Source organism: Bradyrhizobium manausense, assembly GCF_018131105.1.
Lineage (GTDB): Bacteria > Pseudomonadota > Alphaproteobacteria > Rhizobiales > Xanthobacteraceae > Bradyrhizobium > Bradyrhizobium manausense_B.
In genome coordinates this window covers 1,968,613-1,988,398 of sequence record NZ_JAFCJI010000001.1, presented here as the reverse complement: position 1 = coordinate 1,988,398, position 19,786 = coordinate 1,968,613, and the positions used below count along the sequence as shown (strand labels likewise).

Annotated in this window: 18 protein-coding genes and 1 pseudogene; 11 read left to right on the top strand and 8 right to left on the bottom strand. The window is 63.8% G+C overall.

Annotation, left to right across the window (positions count from 1 at the left end; genetic code table 11):
• Positions 1 to 2: 2 nt before the first annotated feature.
• Both JQ631_RS09290 and coaD read right to left on the bottom strand, forming a co-directional pair.
• On the bottom strand, positions 3 to 578 hold the full coding sequence (locus tag JQ631_RS09290) for a peptidylprolyl isomerase (protein ID WP_212325653.1): 576 nt from the start codon (positions 576 to 578) through the stop codon (positions 3 to 5).
• A 40-nt stretch (positions 579 to 618) separates the two neighbouring features.
• Entirely contained in the window at positions 619 to 1,113 is a 495-nt protein-coding gene (gene coaD, locus JQ631_RS09285; protein WP_212325651.1) for a pantetheine-phosphate adenylyltransferase, read from the bottom strand.
• A gap of 271 nt (positions 1,114 to 1,384) precedes the next feature.
• On the opposite strand from coaD, the gene JQ631_RS09280 reads away from it, so the two are divergent.
• Both JQ631_RS09280 and JQ631_RS09275 read left to right on the top strand, forming a co-directional pair.
• A complete protein-coding gene (locus JQ631_RS09280) occupies positions 1,385 to 1,642 on the top strand; it encodes a hypothetical protein (protein WP_212328547.1) in 258 nt (85 codons plus the stop codon).
• A gap of 192 nt (positions 1,643 to 1,834) precedes the next feature.
• Positions 1,835 to 3,688 carry a potassium transporter Kup gene (locus tag JQ631_RS09275; protein ID WP_212328546.1) on the top strand — a complete coding sequence of 618 codons (1,854 nt, stop codon included), beginning with the start codon at positions 1,835 to 1,837 and terminating at the stop codon, positions 3,686 to 3,688.
• A 57-nt stretch (positions 3,689 to 3,745) separates the two neighbouring features.
• Here the strand turns inward: JQ631_RS09275 and gyrA are convergent, their stop codons facing one another.
• The 3 genes and pseudogenes from gyrA to JQ631_RS09265 form a co-directional block, all read right to left on the bottom strand.
• Positions 3,746 to 6,490 (bottom strand): DNA gyrase subunit A, encoded by a 2,745-nt coding sequence (gene gyrA / locus JQ631_RS09270; protein ID WP_212325649.1) that lies wholly within the window; start codon positions 6,488 to 6,490, stop codon positions 3,746 to 3,748.
• Between the two features lie 168 nt (positions 6,491 to 6,658).
• Positions 6,659 to 6,941: pseudogene (locus tag JQ631_RS32285) on the bottom strand (DUF2306 domain-containing protein).
• Positions 6,942 to 7,099: 158 nt separating this feature from the next.
• Positions 7,100 to 7,597 carry a single-stranded DNA-binding protein gene (locus tag JQ631_RS09265; protein WP_212325647.1) on the bottom strand — a complete coding sequence of 166 codons (498 nt, stop codon included), beginning with the start codon at positions 7,595 to 7,597 and terminating at the stop codon, positions 7,100 to 7,102.
• Positions 7,598 to 8,023: 426 nt separating this feature from the next.
• Here JQ631_RS09265 and JQ631_RS09260 point away from each other — a divergent pair, with 426 nt between their 5' ends.
• The 6 genes from JQ631_RS09260 to JQ631_RS09235 all read left to right on the top strand — a co-directional run bounded on the left by JQ631_RS09260 (position 8,024) and on the right by JQ631_RS09235 (position 14,918).
• Positions 8,024 to 8,794 carry an outer membrane protein gene (locus JQ631_RS09260; RefSeq protein WP_212325645.1) on the top strand — a complete coding sequence of 257 codons (771 nt, stop codon included), beginning with the start codon at positions 8,024 to 8,026 and terminating at the stop codon, positions 8,792 to 8,794.
• 236 nt (positions 8,795 to 9,030) lie between these two features.
• Positions 9,031 to 9,714, top strand: a complete 684-nt coding sequence (locus tag JQ631_RS09255) for an outer membrane protein (protein WP_212325643.1) — start codon at positions 9,031 to 9,033, stop codon at positions 9,712 to 9,714.
• A gap of 296 nt (positions 9,715 to 10,010) precedes the next feature.
• Positions 10,011 to 12,995, top strand: a complete 2,985-nt coding sequence (gene uvrA, locus JQ631_RS09250; protein WP_212325641.1) for an excinuclease ABC subunit UvrA — start codon at positions 10,011 to 10,013, stop codon at positions 12,993 to 12,995.
• 46 nt (positions 12,996 to 13,041) lie between these two features.
• Positions 13,042 to 13,179, top strand: a complete 138-nt coding sequence (locus JQ631_RS09245) for a hypothetical protein (RefSeq protein WP_212325639.1) — start codon at positions 13,042 to 13,044, stop codon at positions 13,177 to 13,179.
• A 139-nt stretch (positions 13,180 to 13,318) separates the two neighbouring features.
• The gene (locus tag JQ631_RS09240; RefSeq protein ID WP_212325637.1) at positions 13,319 to 13,960 is read left to right on the top strand and encodes an HAD-IA family hydrolase; all 642 of its coding nucleotides are present in this window, start codon (positions 13,319 to 13,321) and stop codon (positions 13,958 to 13,960) included.
• A 31-nt stretch (positions 13,961 to 13,991) separates the two neighbouring features.
• On the top strand, positions 13,992 to 14,918 hold the full coding sequence (locus JQ631_RS09235) for a nucleoside hydrolase (protein ID WP_212325635.1): 927 nt from the start codon (positions 13,992 to 13,994) through the stop codon (positions 14,916 to 14,918).
• Between the two features lie 79 nt (positions 14,919 to 14,997).
• Here JQ631_RS09235 and JQ631_RS09230 read toward each other — a convergent pair whose 3' ends face one another.
• The 3 genes from JQ631_RS09230 to JQ631_RS09220 all read right to left on the bottom strand — a co-directional run bounded on the left by JQ631_RS09230 (position 14,998) and on the right by JQ631_RS09220 (position 18,375).
• Positions 14,998 to 15,795, bottom strand: coding sequence for an AAA family ATPase (locus tag JQ631_RS09230; protein ID WP_212325633.1), 798 nt, complete (start codon positions 15,793 to 15,795; stop codon positions 14,998 to 15,000).
• A gap of 102 nt (positions 15,796 to 15,897) precedes the next feature.
• Positions 15,898 to 16,758, bottom strand: a complete 861-nt coding sequence (locus JQ631_RS09225) for a PCC domain-containing protein (protein ID WP_212325631.1) — start codon at positions 16,756 to 16,758, stop codon at positions 15,898 to 15,900.
• A gap of 9 nt (positions 16,759 to 16,767) precedes the next feature.
• Positions 16,768 to 18,375, bottom strand: coding sequence for an acyl-CoA synthetase (locus JQ631_RS09220; RefSeq protein WP_212325629.1), 1,608 nt, complete (start codon positions 18,373 to 18,375; stop codon positions 16,768 to 16,770).
• 178 nt (positions 18,376 to 18,553) lie between these two features.
• Here JQ631_RS09220 and JQ631_RS32630 point away from each other — a divergent pair, with 178 nt between their 5' ends.
• The 3 genes from JQ631_RS32630 (at position 18,554) to JQ631_RS09210 (ending at position 19,762) form a co-directional block, all read left to right on the top strand.
• Positions 18,554 to 18,868, top strand: a complete 315-nt coding sequence (locus tag JQ631_RS32630) for a hypothetical protein (RefSeq protein ID WP_433995504.1) — start codon at positions 18,554 to 18,556, stop codon at positions 18,866 to 18,868.
• Between the two features lie 91 nt (positions 18,869 to 18,959).
• Complete coding sequence (locus tag JQ631_RS09215; protein ID WP_212325627.1) at positions 18,960 to 19,475, top strand: DUF3828 domain-containing protein; 516 nt, start codon at positions 18,960 to 18,962, stop codon at positions 19,473 to 19,475.
• A gap of 11 nt (positions 19,476 to 19,486) precedes the next feature.
• Positions 19,487 to 19,762 (top strand): GNAT family N-acetyltransferase, encoded by a 276-nt coding sequence (locus JQ631_RS09210; protein ID WP_212325625.1) that lies wholly within the window; start codon positions 19,487 to 19,489, stop codon positions 19,760 to 19,762.
• Positions 19,763 to 19,786: the final 24 nt, after the last annotated feature.

The following is a 19,786-nucleotide window of genomic DNA, read 5'->3' as shown; positions in this document are numbered from 1 at the left end:
GGCTACTTGATGTCGGAGGCGACCTGCACCTTCACCATCTTGTCGGGATCGGTGACGGTGCCGCCCGGCGAGCCGGCCGGGGCCTTCTTCAGCTTGTCGACGACGTCCATGCCCTGCACGACCTCGCCGACCACGGTGTACTGGCCATCGAGGCTGCCGCCGTCAGCGAACATGATGAAGAACTGCGAGTTGGCGGTATCAACGCTGTCCCCGCGACGGGCCATGCCGACGATGCCGCGGGCGAAGTGAACCTTGGAAAATTCCTGCTTGAGGTTCGGATATTTCGAGCCGCCGGTGCCGTTGCCGTTCTGGCCGTCGCCTGTCTGGGCCATGAAGCCGTCCATCACGCGGTGGAACGGCACGTTGTTGTAGAAGCCCTCGCGGGCGAGCTGCTTGAGGCGCTCGGCGTGCTGCGGCGCAAGGTCGGTCCTGAGCTTGATGATGATGCGGCCCTTGGTGGTGTCGATGACCAGAGCATTGGCCTTGTCGAGATTGGCCGGCAGCTGCTGCGCCATCGCCGGGACGGCGCCAATGAGCGCGACGAACATCGTGGCAAGAATTGCGAGACGACGGATCATGGAAACTCCGGATCAGGTGGGATGGAAAAGCGCGCCGTTTTCAGGCGAATTTTGCCTTGAGCTGGGATGCAACAAGCGGCGGCACGAAGGCCGAGATGTCGCCGCCCATGGCGGCGATCTGGCGCACCAATGTGCCGGTAATCGGGCGAACCAACGGAGAGGCCGGCAGGAAGACGGTTTGCACCTCGGGCGCCATGGTACCGTTCATGCCGGCGAGCTGCATCTCGTAGTCAAGATCAGTGCCGTCGCGCAGGCCACGAATCATGATGGTCGCGCCGTATTTTCGCGCCGCGGTGACCGCGAGATCGTCATAGGTGACGGCCTCAAGCGTACAGCCGCCTTGGGCCGCCACCGGCCCGCAAACGTCATGAAGCATCTTGAGCCGCTCCTCGGTCGAGAACAGAGGCTTCTTGCCCGGATGAATCCCGACCGCGACCACCAGCCGGTCACACAGCGGGACGCTGCTCCGGACCACGTCCAGATGGCCGTTGGTGATGGGGTCGAAGGAACCTGGGTAGAAGGCAATGCGCGGCATGTCCCCGTCCTACCGCGCCCAGCCCTGCCCGGCAAGCCGGACAGGTTCCCTGTCGGTTTCTCCGTCAGTTACTTGCCGGTTTTTCCGCCAATCCCTGTCGGAAGACCCCGGTTTGTTTCGTCCTCAGGGCGTCGACGAAACAAAACGAGACGCGAACGAAACCATTTCCGGCATCGGCGAAGACATCCGGAAACTGGCCATGGTTACTGATCCACCCAACGAACGACGGGCCGCAAACTGGGCGTGGCGGCCGCATCACAGGGGACTGTCAATGATCAAGGCTCTTTCAGCGATCGCTGTTGCTGCGTGTGTTGCTGCAGCCCTCACCCTCCTTCCCGGTTTTGCTCCAACCGTCGAAGCCAGCGTGCCGCAACCGCTCGCCAAGGGCGACCGGCTCGACATCAAGGCCATTGGCAGGGACTGTTCGCAGCAAGCCTGGCCGAACTTCGAGGCGTCTTGCATGCGCCGCGCCGGCACCAAGGCTGATATCCGCGTCGCGCGGCTCGTCACGGCGGACCGCACGCCGTAGGCGGTCCGTCAGCTCCGCGTCATAATCCTCGCGATAAACCCCATGGCAATTTGCGACGGCCCGTCGCAGACTGTGTGATGCTCGCGCCGATCGGAATGGCCCGTCCGGCGCGGTCCCAGCGAGGGGTCGCCGTTGTCCAGTACGCCCGCAGTCGCTTCCGGCCATCATCATCCTGATCCGCTGCCGATTGCCATGACCGTGGGCGCCCTCGGGGTGGTCTACGGCGATATCGGCACCAGCCCCCTCTATGCCTTGAAGGAAGCGGCCAAGGCGGCCGCGCATGGCGGAAGCGTGACTCCCGAGGCTGTCCTGGGCGTTGCCTCGCTGATCCTCTGGGCGTTGCTGCTCATCATCTCGTTGAAATACGCGCTGCTGATCCTGCGCGCGGATAACCGCGGCGAAGGCGGCATCGTCGCACTGCTGGCGTTGCTCCACGCCCGCCACGCGCGGTCCGGCACCTGGCGCGCGCATCTCCTTGTCGTTGGCCTCGTCGGCGCGGCGCTGCTTTATGGCGACGGCGCGATCACGCCAGCGATCTCCGTGCTCAGCGCGATCGAAGGGCTCAAGGTCGACGCGCCCTCGCTCACGCCGGCGGTGGTGCCCATCACCGTCGTCATCCTGATCGGCCTGTTCATGATGCAGAAGCAGGGCACCGGCTTCATCGGCCGCATCTTCGGACCGGTGATGCTGGCCTGGTTCTTCGTGTTGGCCGCGCTCGGCATCCACGGCATCATCAAGGCGCCGGCGGTGCTGGCCGCGCTGAGCCCACTCTATGCCTTCGACTTCCTCATTCACCAGGACTTCCACGTCTCATTCGCGATCCTCGGCGCCGCCTTCCTCGCGGTGACCGGCGGCGAGGCGATGTATGCCGACATGGGACATTTCGGGCGCCTGCCGATCCGGCTCGCGTGGTTCGCGATCTGCCTGCCGGCACTGGTGTTGAACTATTTCGGTCAGGCAGCGCTGCTGATCACTGATCCCGACATGATCGAGAATCCGTTCTTCCAGCTTTGCCCCGACAGCCTGCACTACGCGCTGGTCGCGTTCTCGGCCGTGGCGACCGTGATCGCCTCGCAGGCGATCATCTCCGGCGTGTTCTCACTGACCCAGCAATCGATCCAGCTCGGCTTCCTGCCGCGCATGCAGATCCGCCACACCACGAGCGATGCGATCGGCCAGATCTATGTGCCGCTGGTGAACTGGCTGCTCGCCGCCGCGACGCTCGGCGCGGTCTTGAGCTTCGGCACATCGGAGGCGCTCGCCGGCGCCTATGGCATCGCGGTGTCGCTGCTGATGGCGATCACCACGTTGCTCGCCGCCCTGGTCGCAATCCAGTGGGGCTATTCGCCATGGATCGTGATCGCCGTGAATGGCTTCTTCTTCGTGATTGACGTCATCTTCTTCTCGGCCAACTCGATCAAGCTGTTCGAGGGCGGCTGGTTTCCGCTGCTGCTTGCGGCCTTCGTCGCCTTCCTGATGCTAACCTGGCGCAGCGGTGTGAAGCTGGTCGAGGCCGCACGCGGCAAGCTGCGCCAGCCCGAAGAGGATCTGATCGAAACCGCCGTCAACAAGTGCAGCGCCCGTCTGCCGGGTACAGCCGTTTTCCTGGCGTCTGCGCCGAACGGCGTGCCACTGGCACTGACGCAGTTCGTCAAGCACAACCACGTCCTGCACGAGCGCGTCGTCCTCGTCACCGTGCTGATCGAGGAGCAGCCGCACGTCCCCGACCAGGATCGCGCCGAAATCATCGAAATCATCGACGGCATTACCCGCGTGATCCTGCATTACGGCTTTATGCAGAACCCGACGATCTATGAAGGACTGACGCTGGCCTGTCGCCAGGGCAAGCTGCCCGGCATCGACCTCTCCGACATCACCTATTATGTCGGCCGCGAGACCATCATCCCGAGCGAGGACATTCCGGGCATGTGGGTCTGGCGGGAAGGCCTGTTCGCTTTCCTCCAGCGCAACGCCGAACGCTCCGCCGCGTTCTTCGGCGTGCCGACCAAGCAGGTCGTGGAGTTCGGCACCGAGCTGGAGATCTAGGTGTCAGTGCGGTAGCCTGGATTTCGCTTCGCTTCATCCGGGCTGCGGGACTTCGCGTTACTCTTCGTTCGTCTCCGCATTCGCGCCGTTACCGCTTTCGGCCTCTTCGGTGATGTGCTCGACCGAGACGACGTGCTCGTCCTCGGCGGTGTCGAACACGATGACACCTTGCGTCGAGCGGCCTGCGATGCGGATGCCTTCGACCGGGCAGCGGATCAGCTGGCCCTTGTCGGTGACCAGCATGATCTGGTCGGCATCCTCCACGGGGAAGGACGCGACCAGATTTCCGTTGCGGTTGTTGACGCTCATGGCAACGATGCCTTTGCCGCCGCGGCCCGTGGTGCGGTACTCGTAGGAGGAGGTCCGCTTGCCGAAGCCGTTGACGGAGACGGTGAGCACGACCTGCTCGGCCGCCGACATCTCGGCGTAGCGCTCCTGCGGGAGTTGGAAGCTGCCGGAGGTCTCCTCGACCTCGGCGTCGGCCGGCGCCTCATCGGTCGCAGCTTCGCCAGCGACCGCACGGCGCATCTTCAGGTAGGCCGAACGCTCATCCGACGTGGTGTCGACATGACGCAGGATCGCCAGCGAAATCACCTTGTCGCCCTCGCCAAGCGCAATGCCGCGCACACCCATCGAAGTGCGCCCGGTGAACACGCGGACATCGGGGACCGGGAAACGGATGCACTGGCCGCCGGCGCCGGTGAGCAGCACGTCGTCACGCTCGGTGCAGATCTGGACGTCGACGATCGCTTCACCCTCGTCGAGCTTCATCGCGATGATGCCGGAGCGACGAACGTCGACGAAGTCGGACAGCTTGTTGCGCCGGACATTGCCGCCTGTCGTGGCGAACATGACGTCAAGGTTGCCCCAGGTCGTTTCGTCCTCGGGCAGCGGCATGATGGTGGTGATGCGCTCGCCCTGCTCCAACGGCAGGATATTGATCAGCGCCTTGCCGCGTGCGTTCGGCGCGGCCATCGGCAGCCGCCAGACCTTCTCCTTGTAGACCTGGCCGCGGGACGAGAAGAACAGCACCGGCGTGTGCGTGGAGGCCACGAACAGGCGGCTAACAAAATCCTCGTCGCGGGTCTGCATGCCGGCGCGGCCCTTGCCGCCGCGGCGCTGGGCACGATAGGCCGACAGCGGCACGCGCTTGACGTAGCCGGCGTGCGAAACGGTGACGACCATGTCCTCGCGCTGGATCAGGTCCTCGTCCTCGACTTCGCCCTCCTGCTCCATGATCAACGTCTTGCGCGGCGTGGCGAACTCGGCCTTCACCTCCGCAAGCTCGGTCTTGATGATGGTCAGCACGCGCTCGCGCGAGCGCAGGATGTCGAGATAGTCGGCGATCTCGCCGGCGAGCTTGTCGAGCTCCTCGCGAATTTCGTCGCGGCCCAGTGCAGTAAGGCGCTGCAGGCGCAGGTCGAGGATGGCCCTCGCCTGTTCCATCGACAGCCGGATCGTGCCGTTCTCGCTGATGCGATGGCGCGGGTCGTCGATCAGCGTCAGCATGTCCTCGACATCCCGGGCCGGCCAGTCGCGCGACATCAGGGTGTCACGCGCGGTGGTCGGGTCGGGCGAGGTCCGGATGACGCGGATCATCTCGTCGATATTGGCGACCGCGATCGCCAGACCGACCAGGATGTGGGCTCGATCGCGCGCCTTGGCGAGCAGGTACTTGGTGCGCCGCGTGACGACCCGCTCACGGAAGTCGACAAAGATCGCCAGCAGGTCCTTCAGATGCATGATCCGCGGACGGCCGCTGTCGAGCGCCACCATGTTGACGCCGAAGCTCGTCTGCAGCGGCGTGAACCTGTAGAGCTGGTTCAGCACCACATCCGGCACGGCGTCGCGTTTTAGTTCGATGACGACGCGGTAGCCGTCGCGATCGGATTCATCGCGCAGGTCGCCGATGCCCTCGATCTTCTTTTCCTTGACCAGCTCGGCGATGCGCTCGACCATCGTCGCCTTGTTCACCTGGTAAGGAATCTCCGTGACGATGATCGCCTCGCGATCCTTGCGGATGGTCTCGAACTCGACCTTGCCGCGCATGACGATCGAGCCGCGGCCGAGGTGATAGGCGGAGCGGATGCCCTGGCGCCCGAGAATGACGCCGCCGGTCGGAAAATCTGGTCCCGGCACGATGTTGATGAGCTCATCGATGGTCAGCGCGGGGTTGTCGATCAGCGCGACACAGGCATCGATGACCTCGCCGAGATTGTGCGGCGGGATGTTGGTCGCCATGCCGACCGCGATACCGCCGGCGCCGTTGACGAGAAGGTTCGGGAACTTCGCCGGAAGAACCGACGGCTCAGTCTCGTTGTTGTCGTAGTTCGGCTGGAAGTCGACGGTGTCCTTGTCGATATCAGCCAGCAGCGCGAGCGCCGCCTTCGTCAGGCGCGCTTCGGTGTAACGATAGGCGGCCGGGGGATCGCCGTCGACGGAACCGAAATTGCCCTGGCCGTCGATCAGCGGCACGCGCATCGAAAAGTCCTGCGCCATGCGGACCATGGCGTCGTAAATCGACTGGTCGCCGTGCGGGTGATACTTACCGATGACGTCACCGACCACGCGGGCGGATTTGACGTACTTCTTGTCGGGCGTGTGCCCCTGCTCGTTCATCGAGTACAGGATGCGGCGATGCACCGGCTTCAGGCCGTCGCGGGCATCGGGCAATGCGCGCGCCACGATCACGCTCATGGCGTAGTCGAGATACGACTTCTTCATCTCCTCGAAGATGGAGACGGGGCGAATGTCCGAGGGTTGCGCCGGCTGGTCGCCGGGCTTGTTGTCGTCGTCAGCCAAGGGGGAATCCGGTGAAATTTTATCTGGGAATCATATAGCGCATCGGGTCCCTGATAACCACCCTTGGAGGCTTCCAGGAAGCGCTTTTTCCGACTGTTTTTCCAGAGACTTACGCCCTGCGCGGCACCATTTTGAATCGAGGCCGAACAAGCCGGCCGGGACCGCCGTTCAACCACCGAAAATCACCCGGTGCATGATCCGTCCTGGCACCAGCGTGAACAGACACGCCACCACCCGCGCGCCCGCAAACATGAGGATCATGATGCGCCGGTGATCGGCAATCCGAAGGGTATGCGCCCGCCAGACTGCGAGCGGGAGCATCACCAGCGCGGTGCGGCAGGGTGCCTTTGGGGGCCGCGAACTGGACGAGGCCGAGCATAAACGCCGTCATCGCCGCAAAGGCGTGCAGCGGGATCGCCGGAGCCGCATCAAGCAGCGGCGCGAGACTCACATCGCGACCTCTGGCCAAAATTCACATCGCGCCCCCGTCAAAGGCTTGAGGCGATACATGAGGCAGCCCGGAAAACCCGAGGCCACCCGGTCGATTGGCAAGAAATCCTGCCGCATTACGCGAGCCAGGCAAAGTTCGGAGCGAAGCTCTCCTCCGCCTCAGAACGGGATGTCGTCGTCCATGTCGTTGCTGCGGCCACCGCCGCCGGCGGCAACGGGGCGGCGCGGTGCGCTGCTGACGGGACCGGACGAGCCGAAATCGCCGCCCGGCTCGTCGCCGAAGCTGCCGCCTCCTCCGCCACCGCCGCGGCCGTCGAGCATCGTCAGCGTCGAGTTGAAGCCCTGGAGCACGACTTCAGTGGAGTATTTCTCGGCACCCTGCTGATCGGTCCATTTGCGGGTCTGAAGCGCGCCCTCGATGTAAACCTTGGCGCCCTTCTTCAGATACTGCTCGGCGACCTTGCAGAGCCCTTCGTTGAAGATCACGACGCGATGCCACTCGGTCTTTTCCTTGCGCTCGCCGCTGTTCTTGTCGCGCCAGGTCTCCGACGTCGCGATGCTCAGATTGGCGATCGGCCGCCCGTCCTGGGTGCGGCGGATTTCCGGATCCTTGCCGAGATTTCCAACCAGAATGACCTTGTTGACGCTTCCCGCCATCGCCGCTCTCCACTCCAAATGCCACTGAATTTCGAAGGCGCGCCCGCGCTGCCGCCTGTTGGGCCGACCCTATACGCTTACAAGGGTCGATCGGCCCGCCGCACCCTCGGTTATCCCCACATATAGCATCAGCCGGACATTTGTTCCAGATTTGTTCCTTGATCAAAATCGATGCGACCCAAGCGTGTATGCAGGTATCCGGTGCCGCTGTGCACGTCGCCATGCATTGGAACCCAACGACATCGGAAAATGCTTTAACATTCATTAGGTTACGTGCATGTCAGTTGACCAGCGAGTGTTGCATTCCAGCGACGGACTCGCCCTCCCGCTTGGACTACGCTTGCCTCGGAATTGGTTCTTATGGGCGTCGCGCCTGATTGACCGCTTCGGGGGACTTCTGAAGCGGACGACACTGGGGAGACTGCAATGAAGAAAATTCTATTTGGTACAATTGGTATTGTTGCGCTCGGCTTGTCTGCACCGGCGAGTGCCGCGGATCTTGCGGCCCGTCCCTACACCAAGGCGCCGGCCCCGATGATCGCCACCATCTACGATTGGAGCGGCTTCTACATCGGCATCAACGGCGGCGGCGGTTCGAGCCACAAATGCTGGGACAACCTCGTTCTCGGCGGCGGTGTATTCCTCGGAGCCGAAGGCTGCCACAACGCCACCGGCGGCACGATCGGTGGCCAGGTCGGCTATCGCTGGCAATCGGGCAACTGGGTGTTCGGCCTCGAAGGTCAGGGCAACTGGGCCGACTTCTCCGGCGACAATGTCAGCAATTTCATCCTGACCCAGCGTAACCGATCGAGGATTGACGCATTCGGCCTGTTCACGGGCCAGATCGGCTATGCTTGGAACAACGTGCTGTTCTACGTGAAGGGCGGCGGCGCCGTGGTCGCGGACAAGTTCGACATCTACACCGCGCCCGGCTTCGTCGGCGCGGGCACCCTGCTCGCCTCCAGCAGCGACACCCGCTGGGGTGGCACGGTGGGCGCCGGGCTCGAGTTCGGCTTCGCGCCGAACTGGACCGTGGGCTTCGAATACGACCACATCTTCCTCGGCGATCGGACGCTCACGCTCAACGCACCTGTCGGCGGCGGCGCATTCCAGACCGACCGCATCAGCCAGAACGTCGACATGGGTCTCGTCCGCATCAACTATCGCTGGGGCGGCCCGGTCATCGCGAAGTACTGATCTCTCTGAAATTGCTCGCAGATCAAAGGCCGGCCTCGCGCCGGCCTTTTTGCTGCGTGTTCCCACTGGGGAACTATAGGTCAGCGAGTATTACATTTTGTATCTGTTGTGACTTTTCGGAGACACAACTTATGGCTTCAGTGGTGTAAGCACGACATCAGTTGGACCAAGACGTCCGCTGCCCTTCCGGCGCACGGAAGGCAACAACAGAAACTGGGACTGGGATTAGGTTGAAAATGAAAAAGATCTTGTTGGCTTCGGTCGCTCTGATCGCCCTCACTGGCGCCGCTTCGGCTGCCGACCTGGCGGCTCGCCACTACACCAAGGCTCCGGTCGCCGTGGCCTCGGTCTATAACTGGACCGGCTTCTACCTCGGTGTCGTCGGTGGCGGCGCTTGGGAAGATGCAAACTCCCCGCGCATGCAGGGCGGCTTCGTCGGCGGCACCGCCGGCTACAACTGGCAGACCGGCAACGTCGTGTTTGGCGTTGAGGCCGATGGCGCCTGGGCTGACGTCAACGCTTCTGCCGCTGGCGTCGTGATCGTTCCCGGCCTCGGCGCGATCCCGACCAGCGTGAGCTCAAAGACGGATGCGATGGGCACCGTGCGCGGCCGCATTGGCTGGGCTGTCAACAACGTGCTGCTGTACGGCACCGGCGGCTATGCCTGGATCGACAACAAGATCACCGCCACCCTCGGCGCTGCGTCGATCTCGGACAGCAAGTTCCACTCCGGTTGGACTGTCGGCGCGGGCGTCGAAGCCTTCTTCGCTCCGCAGTGGTCGGTCAAGGGCGAGTATCTCTATCGCAGCCTCGGCGGCGAGACCTACTTCGGCGCCGTTCCTACCGGTACGGTCAACTTCCACACCGTGCAGGTCGGCGTGAACTATCACTTCAACGGCCCGGTGGTTGCGAAGTACTGATCTCTGGAGTGCTGATCTGACGTACTGGGCGTCACGATCGACTTCGCATCGACACGAAAGGCCGGCCTCGCGCCGGCCTTTTGCCGTTCCATCGGGTCGCGATCGCCCACCGCTGCTGCCAAGTCCCGCCAGCGCAACAACAATCCGTTGACGATTCGCAAGTCCCTCTGGAAATCCGCCTCCGTTCTTCCTACGTTCGCTCATATACCCATTGGCGCCGATCCCGGTTCCGGGCGAAGCGTGCCTTTTACGTCGGCGCGATTGCGCACCTTTGGGATTCCTTGAGGGCAACTCGGATGGATGAAGTGATCAAGGCGAAGCGCCAACAGCAGACCGCAGGCTCGAGCCGGCACGCAATCACGATCCGTGGCGCGCGCGAGCACAACCTCAAGAACATCGACGTCGAGATTCCCCGCGACAAGCTCGTTGTGTTCACCGGCCTGTCGGGCTCGGGCAAATCGTCACTCGCTTTCGACACCATCTATGCGGAGGGCCAGCGTCGTTACGTCGAGTCCCTGTCGGCCTATGCGCGCCAATTCCTCGAGATGATGCAGAAGCCCGATGTCGACCAGATCGACGGCCTGTCGCCGGCGATCTCGATCGAGCAGAAGACGACGTCGAAGAATCCGCGCTCGACCGTCGGCACCGTCACCGAGATCTACGACTACATGCGCCTCTTATGGGCGCGCGTCGGCGTGCCCTATTCACCCGCCACGGGACTTCCGATCGAGAGCCAGACTGTCTCGCAGATGGTCGACCGCGTGCTGGCGCTGCCTGAAGGCACCCGCCTCTATCTGCTCGCGCCGGTCGTCCGCGGCCGCAAGGGCGAGTACCGCAAGGAGCTCGCCGAATGGCTCAAGAAGGGGTTTCAGCGCGTCAAGATCGACGGCACCTTCTACGAGCTCGCGGAAGCCCCTGTTCTCGACAAGAAATTCCCGCATGACATCGACGTCGTGGTCGACCGCATCGTGGTGCGCGCCGATATCGGCCAGCGCCTCGCTGAAAGCTTTGAGACCGCGCTGAAGCTCGCCGAAGGCCTCGCCGTGATCGAGTATGCCGATGCACCGGCCGCGGCTGCGCCCGCCGAAGAGAAAGAGAAAAAGAAGACCGCAAAGATCCACGACAAGAGCGGGCCCGAGCGCATCCTGTTCTCGGAAAAGTTCGCTTGCCCCGTCTCCGGCTTCACCATCCCCGAGATCGAGCCGCGCCTGTTCTCGTTCAACAATCCCTATGGAGCGTGCCCAGCCTGCGGCGGCCTCGGCGTCGAGCAGCATGTCGACGAGGACCTCGTCATCCCCGACAGGGAGCTCGCCATCGGCAAGGGCGCGATTGCGCCCTGGGCCAAGTCGTCGTCGCCTTACTACGTGCAGACGCTGACTGCGCTCGGCAAGCACTACAAGTTCACGCTGACCACCAAGTGGAAGGACCTGCCGAAGAAGACGCAGAACGCGATCCTCCACGGCTCCGGCGAGGACGAGATCAAGTTCTCCTACGAGGACGGCGTCCGCTCCTACGACACCAAGAAGCCGTTCGAGGGCGTGATCACCAACATCAACCGCCGCTACCGGGAAACCGAGAGCGAGTGGGCGCGTGAAGAACTCGCGAAGTATTTCCACGACGTGCCCTGCGGCGCCTGCAACGGTTTCCGGCTGAAGCCCGAAGCGCTCTGCGTCAAGGTGGGCGGCAAGCACATCGGCGAGATTTCGGAGATGTCTGTCAAGGGCGCCGGCGCGTGGTTCGAGACCGTGCCGGAGGCGCTCAACACGCAGCAGAACGAGATTGCCGGTCGCATCCTCAAGGAAATCCGCGAGCGCCTCACCTTCCTGCTCGACGTCGGCCTCAACTATCTCACCCTCTCCCGCTCCTCCGGCACGCTGTCCGGCGGCGAGAGCCAACGCATCCGCCTGGCCTCGCAGATCGGCTCGGGCCTGACGGGCGTGCTCTATGTGCTGGACGAGCCGTCGATCGGCCTGCATCAGCGCGACAATGCGCGCCTGCTCGACACGCTGAAGCGGCTGCGCGACCTTGGCAACACCGTGATCGTGGTCGAGCATGATGAGGACGCGATCCTGCTCGCCGACCACGTGCTCGACATCGGCCCGGGCGCCGGCATGCACGGCGGCAACATCATTGCCGAAGGCACGCCCGCCGAGATCATGCGCAACCCGAAATCGCTCACCGGAAAATATCTGACCGGCGAGCTCGAGGTCGAGGTGCCGGAGCGCCGTCCGCCGAACCATCGCCGTACCATCAAGGTGGTGAACGCGCGCGGCAATAACCTCAAGAACGTCACGGCCGAGATTCCACTCGGCCTGTTCACGGCGGTCACCGGCGTCTCCGGCGGCGGCAAGTCGACGCTGCTGATCGACACGCTCTACAAGGCGATTGCCCGCAAGCTGAACAATGCGAGCGAAGGCGCCGCCCCGCACGACCGCATCGAGGGTCTCGAGCATATCGACAAGATCATCGACATCGACCAGTCGCCGATCGGGCGCACGCCACGTTCAAACCCCGCGACCTACACCGGCGCCTTCACGCCGATCCGCGAATGGTTCGCCGGCTTGCCCGAAGCCAAGGCACGCGGCTACGAGCCCGGCCGCTTCTCCTTCAACGTCAAGGGCGGCCGCTGCGAGGCCTGCCAGGGCGACGGCGTCATCAAGATCGAGATGCACTTCCTGCCCGACGTCTACGTCACCTGCGACGTCTGCAAGGGCAAGCGCTACAATCGCGAGACGCTCGAAGTCCTGTTCAAGGGCAAGTCTATCGCCGACGTGCTCGACATGACCGTCGAGGAAGCCGCCGAGTTCTTCAAGGCGGTGCCGCGCGTGCGCGAAACCTTCCAGACGCTCCATCGCGTCGGCCTCGACTACATCCATGTCGGCCAGCAGGCCACGACCCTGTCGGGCGGCGAAGCCCAGCGCGTCAAGCTCGCCAAGGAACTCTCGAAGCGCGCCACCGGCCGCACGCTCTACATCCTGGACGAGCCCACCACCGGCCTGCACTTCCACGACGTCAAGAAGCTGCTGGAAGTGCTGCACGAGCTGGTCGCGCAAGGAAACACGGTCGTCGTCATCGAGCACAATCTCGAAGTCATCAAGACCGCCGACTGGGTCATCGACCTCGGCCCCGAAGGCGGCGATGGCGGCGGCGAGATCGTCGCCTGGGGCCCGCCGGAAGACATCGTGAAGGCGCAGCGGAGCTACACCGGCAAATTCCTGGAGCCGGTGTTGAAGAAGGCAAGGAAGCCGAAGCGGCGGAGCACGAGCGAGGCGGCGGAGTAACGGCGCTGCCTCGGATCGGCCATCACGCTGCTCTTGGGTGTCCGCGATGCCGAGCCAAAACTATACGCTGTTCCGAAACGCCATTCTCGCCGAACGGCAGGTGATCTGCGTCTACGAAGGCCGCTATCGCGAACTCCATCCGCACGTCATCGACATCAACATTCACGTGCGGAAGCCGCGATAAGCTAACGATCAAGTAGGGCAAACCAGTCGACGCTGTGATCGGACGATCGACTTGGCGACCAGGATTGCCAGTAGCTCCGACATCTGCCACCTCTGCGGACATCAATCCAGCATCACCGGCGCCACGCCCCTCCGCCTTCATGCCCTACTCCCTCGCCATCTTCGACCTCGACGGCACCCTCGTCGACAGCTTCCCGTGGTTCCTGCGCACCATCAATGACGTCGCCGACCGCTTCGGCTTTCGGCGCGTCGGGGATGAGGATGTCGAGGGGCTACGGCATGCCTCGACACGCGAGATCCTTGGCCAGCTCGAGGTGCCGTTGTGGAAGCTGCCGGCGATCGCGCGCCATGCGCGGCGGCTGAAAGGGGAAGCGGCGGCAGAGATTTCGTTGTTTGCGGGCACAGATGCGATGCTGCGGACACTGGCTAGGAACGGCGTGCAGCTGGCGCTGGTGACGTCGGACAGTGAGGTCAATGCGCGGGCGAAGCTTGGCGACGTTGCGTCACTGTTCCAGCATTTCGACTGCGCAGCTGCAGTGTTCGGCAAGCCCGCGAAATTCCGCCGCGTGATCCGGCGTGCCGGCGTGGTCCCGCAAAACGTCATCTCGATCGGCGACGAGGTCCGCGACATCGAGGCGGCACGCGCGGTGGGCGTTGCCTGCGGTGCGGTGAGTTGGGGTTATGCTGCACCGGCTGCGTTGCGGGCGCTTGCGCCGGATTACATGTTCGCGCAGATGGATGAGATTGCGGATACGGTCTGCCGGACACCGGCAAAAGCATGATCCACAATCGCTAAGGCTCAAGGAGACGGTGATGACACTCTCGGATGCAGCCCGCCTCAAACTGCTGGAGCCACCGTTCGGCAAGGTCCGTGTCGTGCTCGACACCGACACCTATAACGAGATCGACGACCAGTTCGCGCTGGTGCAGATGCTGCTGTCGCCTGAGCGCCTGGACGTCGAGGCGATCTACGCCGCGCCGTTCTTCAATGCGCGCGCGGACAATCCCGGTCACGGCATGGAGCTGAGCTATCAGGAAATCCTGCGCCTGCTGCAGCGCCTGAGCGTCGCGCCTGACGGCCTGGTTCACCGAGGCGTCACCGATTATGTCGGCCCCGGCAAGACGGCGCGGTCAGCACCCGCCGTCGACGATCTCGTGGCCCGGGCGCGCGCGGGCTCGCCTGACAATCCGCTCTATGTCATCGCCATCGGCGCCATCAGCAACGTCGCCTCGGCGCTGCTTACGGCCCCAGATGTCGTCGATCGCATCGTGGTGGTCTGGCTCGGCGGCCATGCGCTGGAATGGCCTGATACCGTCGAGTTCAATCTCAAGCAGGACGTCGGCGGCGCGCAGGTGCTGCTCGACAGTGGCGTGCCACTCGTGCTGGTGCCGTGCAGGGGCGTCACCTCCCGCCTGCACTCGACCGTGCCGGAGATCGAGCGCTATGTCGAACCGCACGGCAGCATCGGCGCGTTCCTCGCCATGCGCTTCAAGGAATATTCGGCGGACCATATGGGTTGGGCCAAGGAGATCTGGGACATGGCGCCGGTCGGCTGGCTGCTCAATCATACCTGGGCACCGAGCGTGATTATTCCCGCCCCTGTCCTCACCGACCAGATGACCTGGAGCGTCGATCGCCGCCGCCATCCGATCCGCTACGTGACCTACGTCGATCGCAATCCGATCCTGAAGGATTTTTTCGTGAAGCTGCGGGATTTCGCGGCATCGAAAGTGCCGTAGGCGTGGCCGCCGTGGCGAAGATGCGCGCCAACCCGTGGTGTTGGCTCGCAATGACGAACGGAGATACTGCGTCCCTCGCCTATTCCGCGAGCGTTGCCTCCACGAAACCGCGCGGGTCGGCGCAGAATTCCCGCATCACCCGGTAATGATCGGTCTGTTCCACGGTAACAGGCTCGAGGCCATATTTGCCGAGCCGCAACAGTTGCGCGTTGGGATAGGCCATCAGCAGCGGCGCATGGGTCGCCATGATGACCTGGCAATTGCCGGAGCGATCCATGCGATGCAGCAGCTTGAGGAAGTCCATCTGCCGCGCCGGTGACAGCGCCGATTCCGGCTCATCGAAAATGTAGATACCCTGCTTCTGGCAGCGCTCCTCGAAGAAGACCAGAAAGCCCTCGCCATGGGAAAAGGAGAGATAGTCCGGCGCGTCCTGAACGCTCGCGCCAAATACACCTTCCATCGCCGTCGCAGCATCCACGGCCGAGCGATCGAGATAGCGCGCGACCGAAAAGAATGTCTCTGCCCGAAAGAACCAGCCGTCGGTCACCTTCGGCACCCACCCAGCCTTCAACGCAGACGACAGTTCGTCGCCGGTGATCTCGATTCCACCGCCGTCGATCTCTCGAAATCCCTTGCGGCCGCCGGTGCTGGCAAAGCCGGCCAGGCCGGCTATGCCCTCGAGGATGGTCGACTTCCCGGCCCCGTTCTCGCCGACGATGATTGTGACGGCAGCGTCGAAGCTGTGGTCGAACTCGTCCCGGAACACAGGAAGGCAGAACGGATAGGCTTCCCAATCCTCGACCTGTGCGCGGTCGAGCCAGACGCGCCTGAGGTAGGGTGCACGCAGCGTGGTCTGACGGCGTCGTGTCCGGCTCATGTCCCTGCTGCTCCTCCCCGGCCAAGGTCCACTACAGAACATATCAGGAACGACGGCCGCATGGAAGTGGCATCTGGAGAACGCAGCAAGCCCCGGTGGCGACTAGTCCAAGACCTCCAGCACCAACTCCATTGTCATCAGCACGGGGTTGTCACCGCGGATCAGGCGGCCCCCGGCGATGCCGCCGGTGTAGTCGATCAGGGCGACGTCGAGCGCGGCTTCCAGCGCGCCGGATGCATCAGGCGCGATCGTCCCGGCTGACATCGCGAGCTCGGTGGCGAAGGGCTCCGTCACGCCGCCATCGGCGAAGCGTGCGCCAATGGTCGAGCCGACGCCGCCATGGATCTTTGCGCGCGCAATGCCATGCGCCTTGCAGAAGGCTTCGAGACAGCCGGCGAAATCCTGGTTGGGGCGCAGACGCAGCGCGAAGGCGCGGCTAGTCGTATGCGCGCCGCTGCTGGTGGCGGGGACAGGTCCGAACAGTTTGAAATTGGTCTCGGGGTCAGGCTCGGCGGCGAACATCGCGCCATCGATACCGAAGGCCTGGACCTCGAACGGCTCGGCAACAATGGTCTCGTCCGGCAGCATGTGACCGCCGCTCGCCTTGCCGTCCGCCTCGGTCCACAGCCCGTGGCAATGAAAGAACGGCGCACCATGGCGCGATCCCAGCGTCATGCTGCCGAGCTTCGTGCGCGTCACACCGGCGGGCCGATAGGTGTCGCTGTAGAACGCCGCGTTCTCGCCGGTCTTTGATAGCGCCGGCATCACATAGCCGAACGGCGCGAAGGCGCCGCGACCGAAGTTCAGGACGCCGCTCGCAAACCCTTCCGCCGCAAGGCCGCGGCTGGCGGCTTCGAGCAGCGGCAGACCTGCCTGAAGCGTGAACGCCAAGGCGCGCCCCCTCGCCTCCACCGATTGGATGCGCTCGGTGACCGGCGCGCCCGGCTGCTTGATGCTCCGCATGATGAGCGCTCAGTTCGTCTTGGTCTTGTCGAGATCGAGCAGCCCGCGCGCCTCGAGCTCGTCGCGCACCATGCGTTTCGGCACCTTGCCGTAGCCGGATTTCGGCAGCGCCTCCCAGAAGAAGAACCGCTTCGGCATCTTGTAGCGCGGCACCTTCGGCGACAGAAACGCTGCCATCTCGGCCTCACTCACGGCCTTCGCACCCTCGCGCGGAACGCAGACGGCGACGCCGACCTCGCCCCAGGTCGCATCGGGCACGCCGAGCACGGCGACCTCGCCAACCGCGGGATGCGTCAAAATCTTCTCCTCGATCTCGCGCGGATAGATGTTGGAGCCGCCGGAGATGTACATGTCGGAAGCGCGGCCGGTGATATAGAGGAACCCCTCCTCGTCCATGTGGCCGAGATCGCCGGTGCGGAACCAGCCGTTGCGGAATGCCTTCGCATTGGCTTCGGGATTGTCATAGTAGCCGGCGAGCACGGCCGGCCCGATCACGCAGATCTCGCCGCTCTGATTGGCCTGGAGTTCGCGGCCCTCGTCATCCTGGATCGAGACCTGCATGCCCGTGCGCTCGAATCCGCAGGTGCCGATCTTGGCGTGCGGCCCGTCCTCGGGATCGTGCAGCGCTGCCGGCAGCACGGTGATATTGCCGGTAACCTCGCCGAGGCCAAAATACTGCACGATGACCTTGCCGAGCTTGTTCAGCGCGGCCTTCTGATCCTCGCGATACATCGGCGCGCCGGCATAGATCACGTGACGCAGTGAGGAATGATCGTATTTGTCGGCGGCGGGATGCTCGACCATCATCTTGAGGATCGTCGGCACGGTGAAGAGATTGGCGACCCGATGCTTTTCGATCAGGCGGAACGCCTCATCGATATCGAATTTCTCACTCGGCAGCAGCACCGTGCACACGCCGCGCGCGGTCTGGACAAGCTGATGCACGCCGGCACCATGCGACAGCGGCGCCACCACCAGCGACGCGTCGGCGTCCGTCACGCCCGGCGTCAGATCGGCGAGATGGTTGGTGACGACAAAGCCCATCTGGCCATGGGTCAGCACCGCGGCCTTGGAGCGGCCAGTGGTGCCTGACGTGAAGAAGAACCAGCAGGGATCGTCATGCTCGACCGCGACGTTCTCGACCATGGTGCCGGCGTGCGAGGCGACGGCGTCGGCCACCGACGTCTCGCCGAACGAGGCCTTGCCGTCGACGCTCCAGGTGAATTCCAGCGCGCCACCCTTCACCGCCGCCGCGTGTTCGGGAAAATCGACGTGGCACAGAAACGCTTTCGCACCCGAGGCCTGCGCAAGATAGGCGACCTCGTCGGCCATCAGGCGGAAATTGGTCGGCACCCAGACCGCGCCGAGCCGGAATGCCGCGAACATCGAGACAAACATCTCGTCGCCATTCTTGGAATGGACGAGGATGCGGTCGCCCTTGGCGATGCCGCGCGCGGCAAGCGCCGCCGCGAGAGCCGAGACTTGCGCATCTATCTCGCGCCAGGTCCAGGATTTGTCCCCCCAGACGAAACCGGGCCGAGAACCATGCCGCCGCGCATTCTGCGTCAGCATATGAGCGAGATTCATGACACGGCGGGACATGCGGAGCGGCTGCATCGGGCTTCCTCTTGGACGGCGAATGGCACGCACGCCATCCGATTATTGCGGCCCATTTATCGCCATGGAGAACGACCTCGCAAGGCCGCCGACCGGGTGTCATCCATGCGCGCGTTGAGGGAATTTTAAACATGATCGGCGCAACCTGCATCAGTTCTTGCGTACAGAGTACCGCATCATGGTCAAAGCGCCCGTCGTTCTCCTGCTCACGTTAGCGCTCGCCGGATGTGCGGTGGCCCCGCAAGCCCAACTCGCCTCCGTTCCCGCATTCAAGCCCGCGCGCTATGCGTGGGATGGCGCCGGCCAGGACCCTAATCAGCCGCGTTCTACTCCCGGCCCCTCGCTCGTAACGCGCACGGCTGCCCAGCCCGAGCGCGACGAAATCGACGCCGACCAGGACGCCAGGGTCAATCGGTCCCTGGTCATCTGCCAAGGCTGCCTGCGCCCAAAACCTCAGCCGGAAGATGCGCGCCTCGCCAGGGCGGCGGATTGAACCAAGTCACGCCTGCGTCGGTCTACTGAGATACTGCGCTGACATGGCCATTTCGGCCTGTGGTCGCGCATCATCATCTCAGGGACGATCCATGCTCACCCGCCGCAGTTTCATTGCCGCCTCCCTCCTCGCCGCCATCAAGCCCGCCTTCGCTCAAGCGCCTGCCCCCGGCGATCCCGCAGCCATCCTGACCGCGATCTACACGCGCGCCGCCAAGGGCAAGGGCGATGGCGGCGCCGCCTTCGTCACCGAGAATAAGGCAGCAAAGGCCAGATACCTCTCCAGGGCGCTGGTTGCGCTGTGGGCCAAGGCGGACGCGCATACGCCGAAGGGCGACGTCGGGCCGATCGATTTCGATCCCGTCACCAATTCGCAGGAGCCGGACGTGAAATCGTTCAAGGTTGACGCGGAGAAGACGGAGGCAGACAAGGCGACGCTGACGGTGACCATCACCGGCCACCGCAACGACCGCAAGCCCGCCGACCAGATCGTGCGTTACGACTTCGTGCGCGAGGCTGGCGGCTGGAAGATCGACGACATCAAGGGCTCCTCCGACGGTGAAGCCTGGTCGATCCGCAAGATGCTGACGGAATCGCTAAAGAGCTGACTGGAGACGACATGAGTGACGTCATCAACAACAGGGCCCATCACCGCTTCGAGCTGGAACTGGAAGGCCACCTCGCGACCGAGCATTACAAGCTCGACGGCAATGTCATCACGTTCGAGCATACCGACGTGCCGAAAGAGCTCGGCGGCAGAGGCGTCGGTTCAATACTGGTGCAAGGCGCGCTCGACCAGGTCCGCGCCGCTGGCTTGAAGGTGATCCCGGAATGTCCGTTCGTGAAGGCGTGGATCGAGAAGCATCCGGACTATCAGGACCTGGTGAAGGCGTAGTCTAGTCCCGTCATTGCGAGCGAA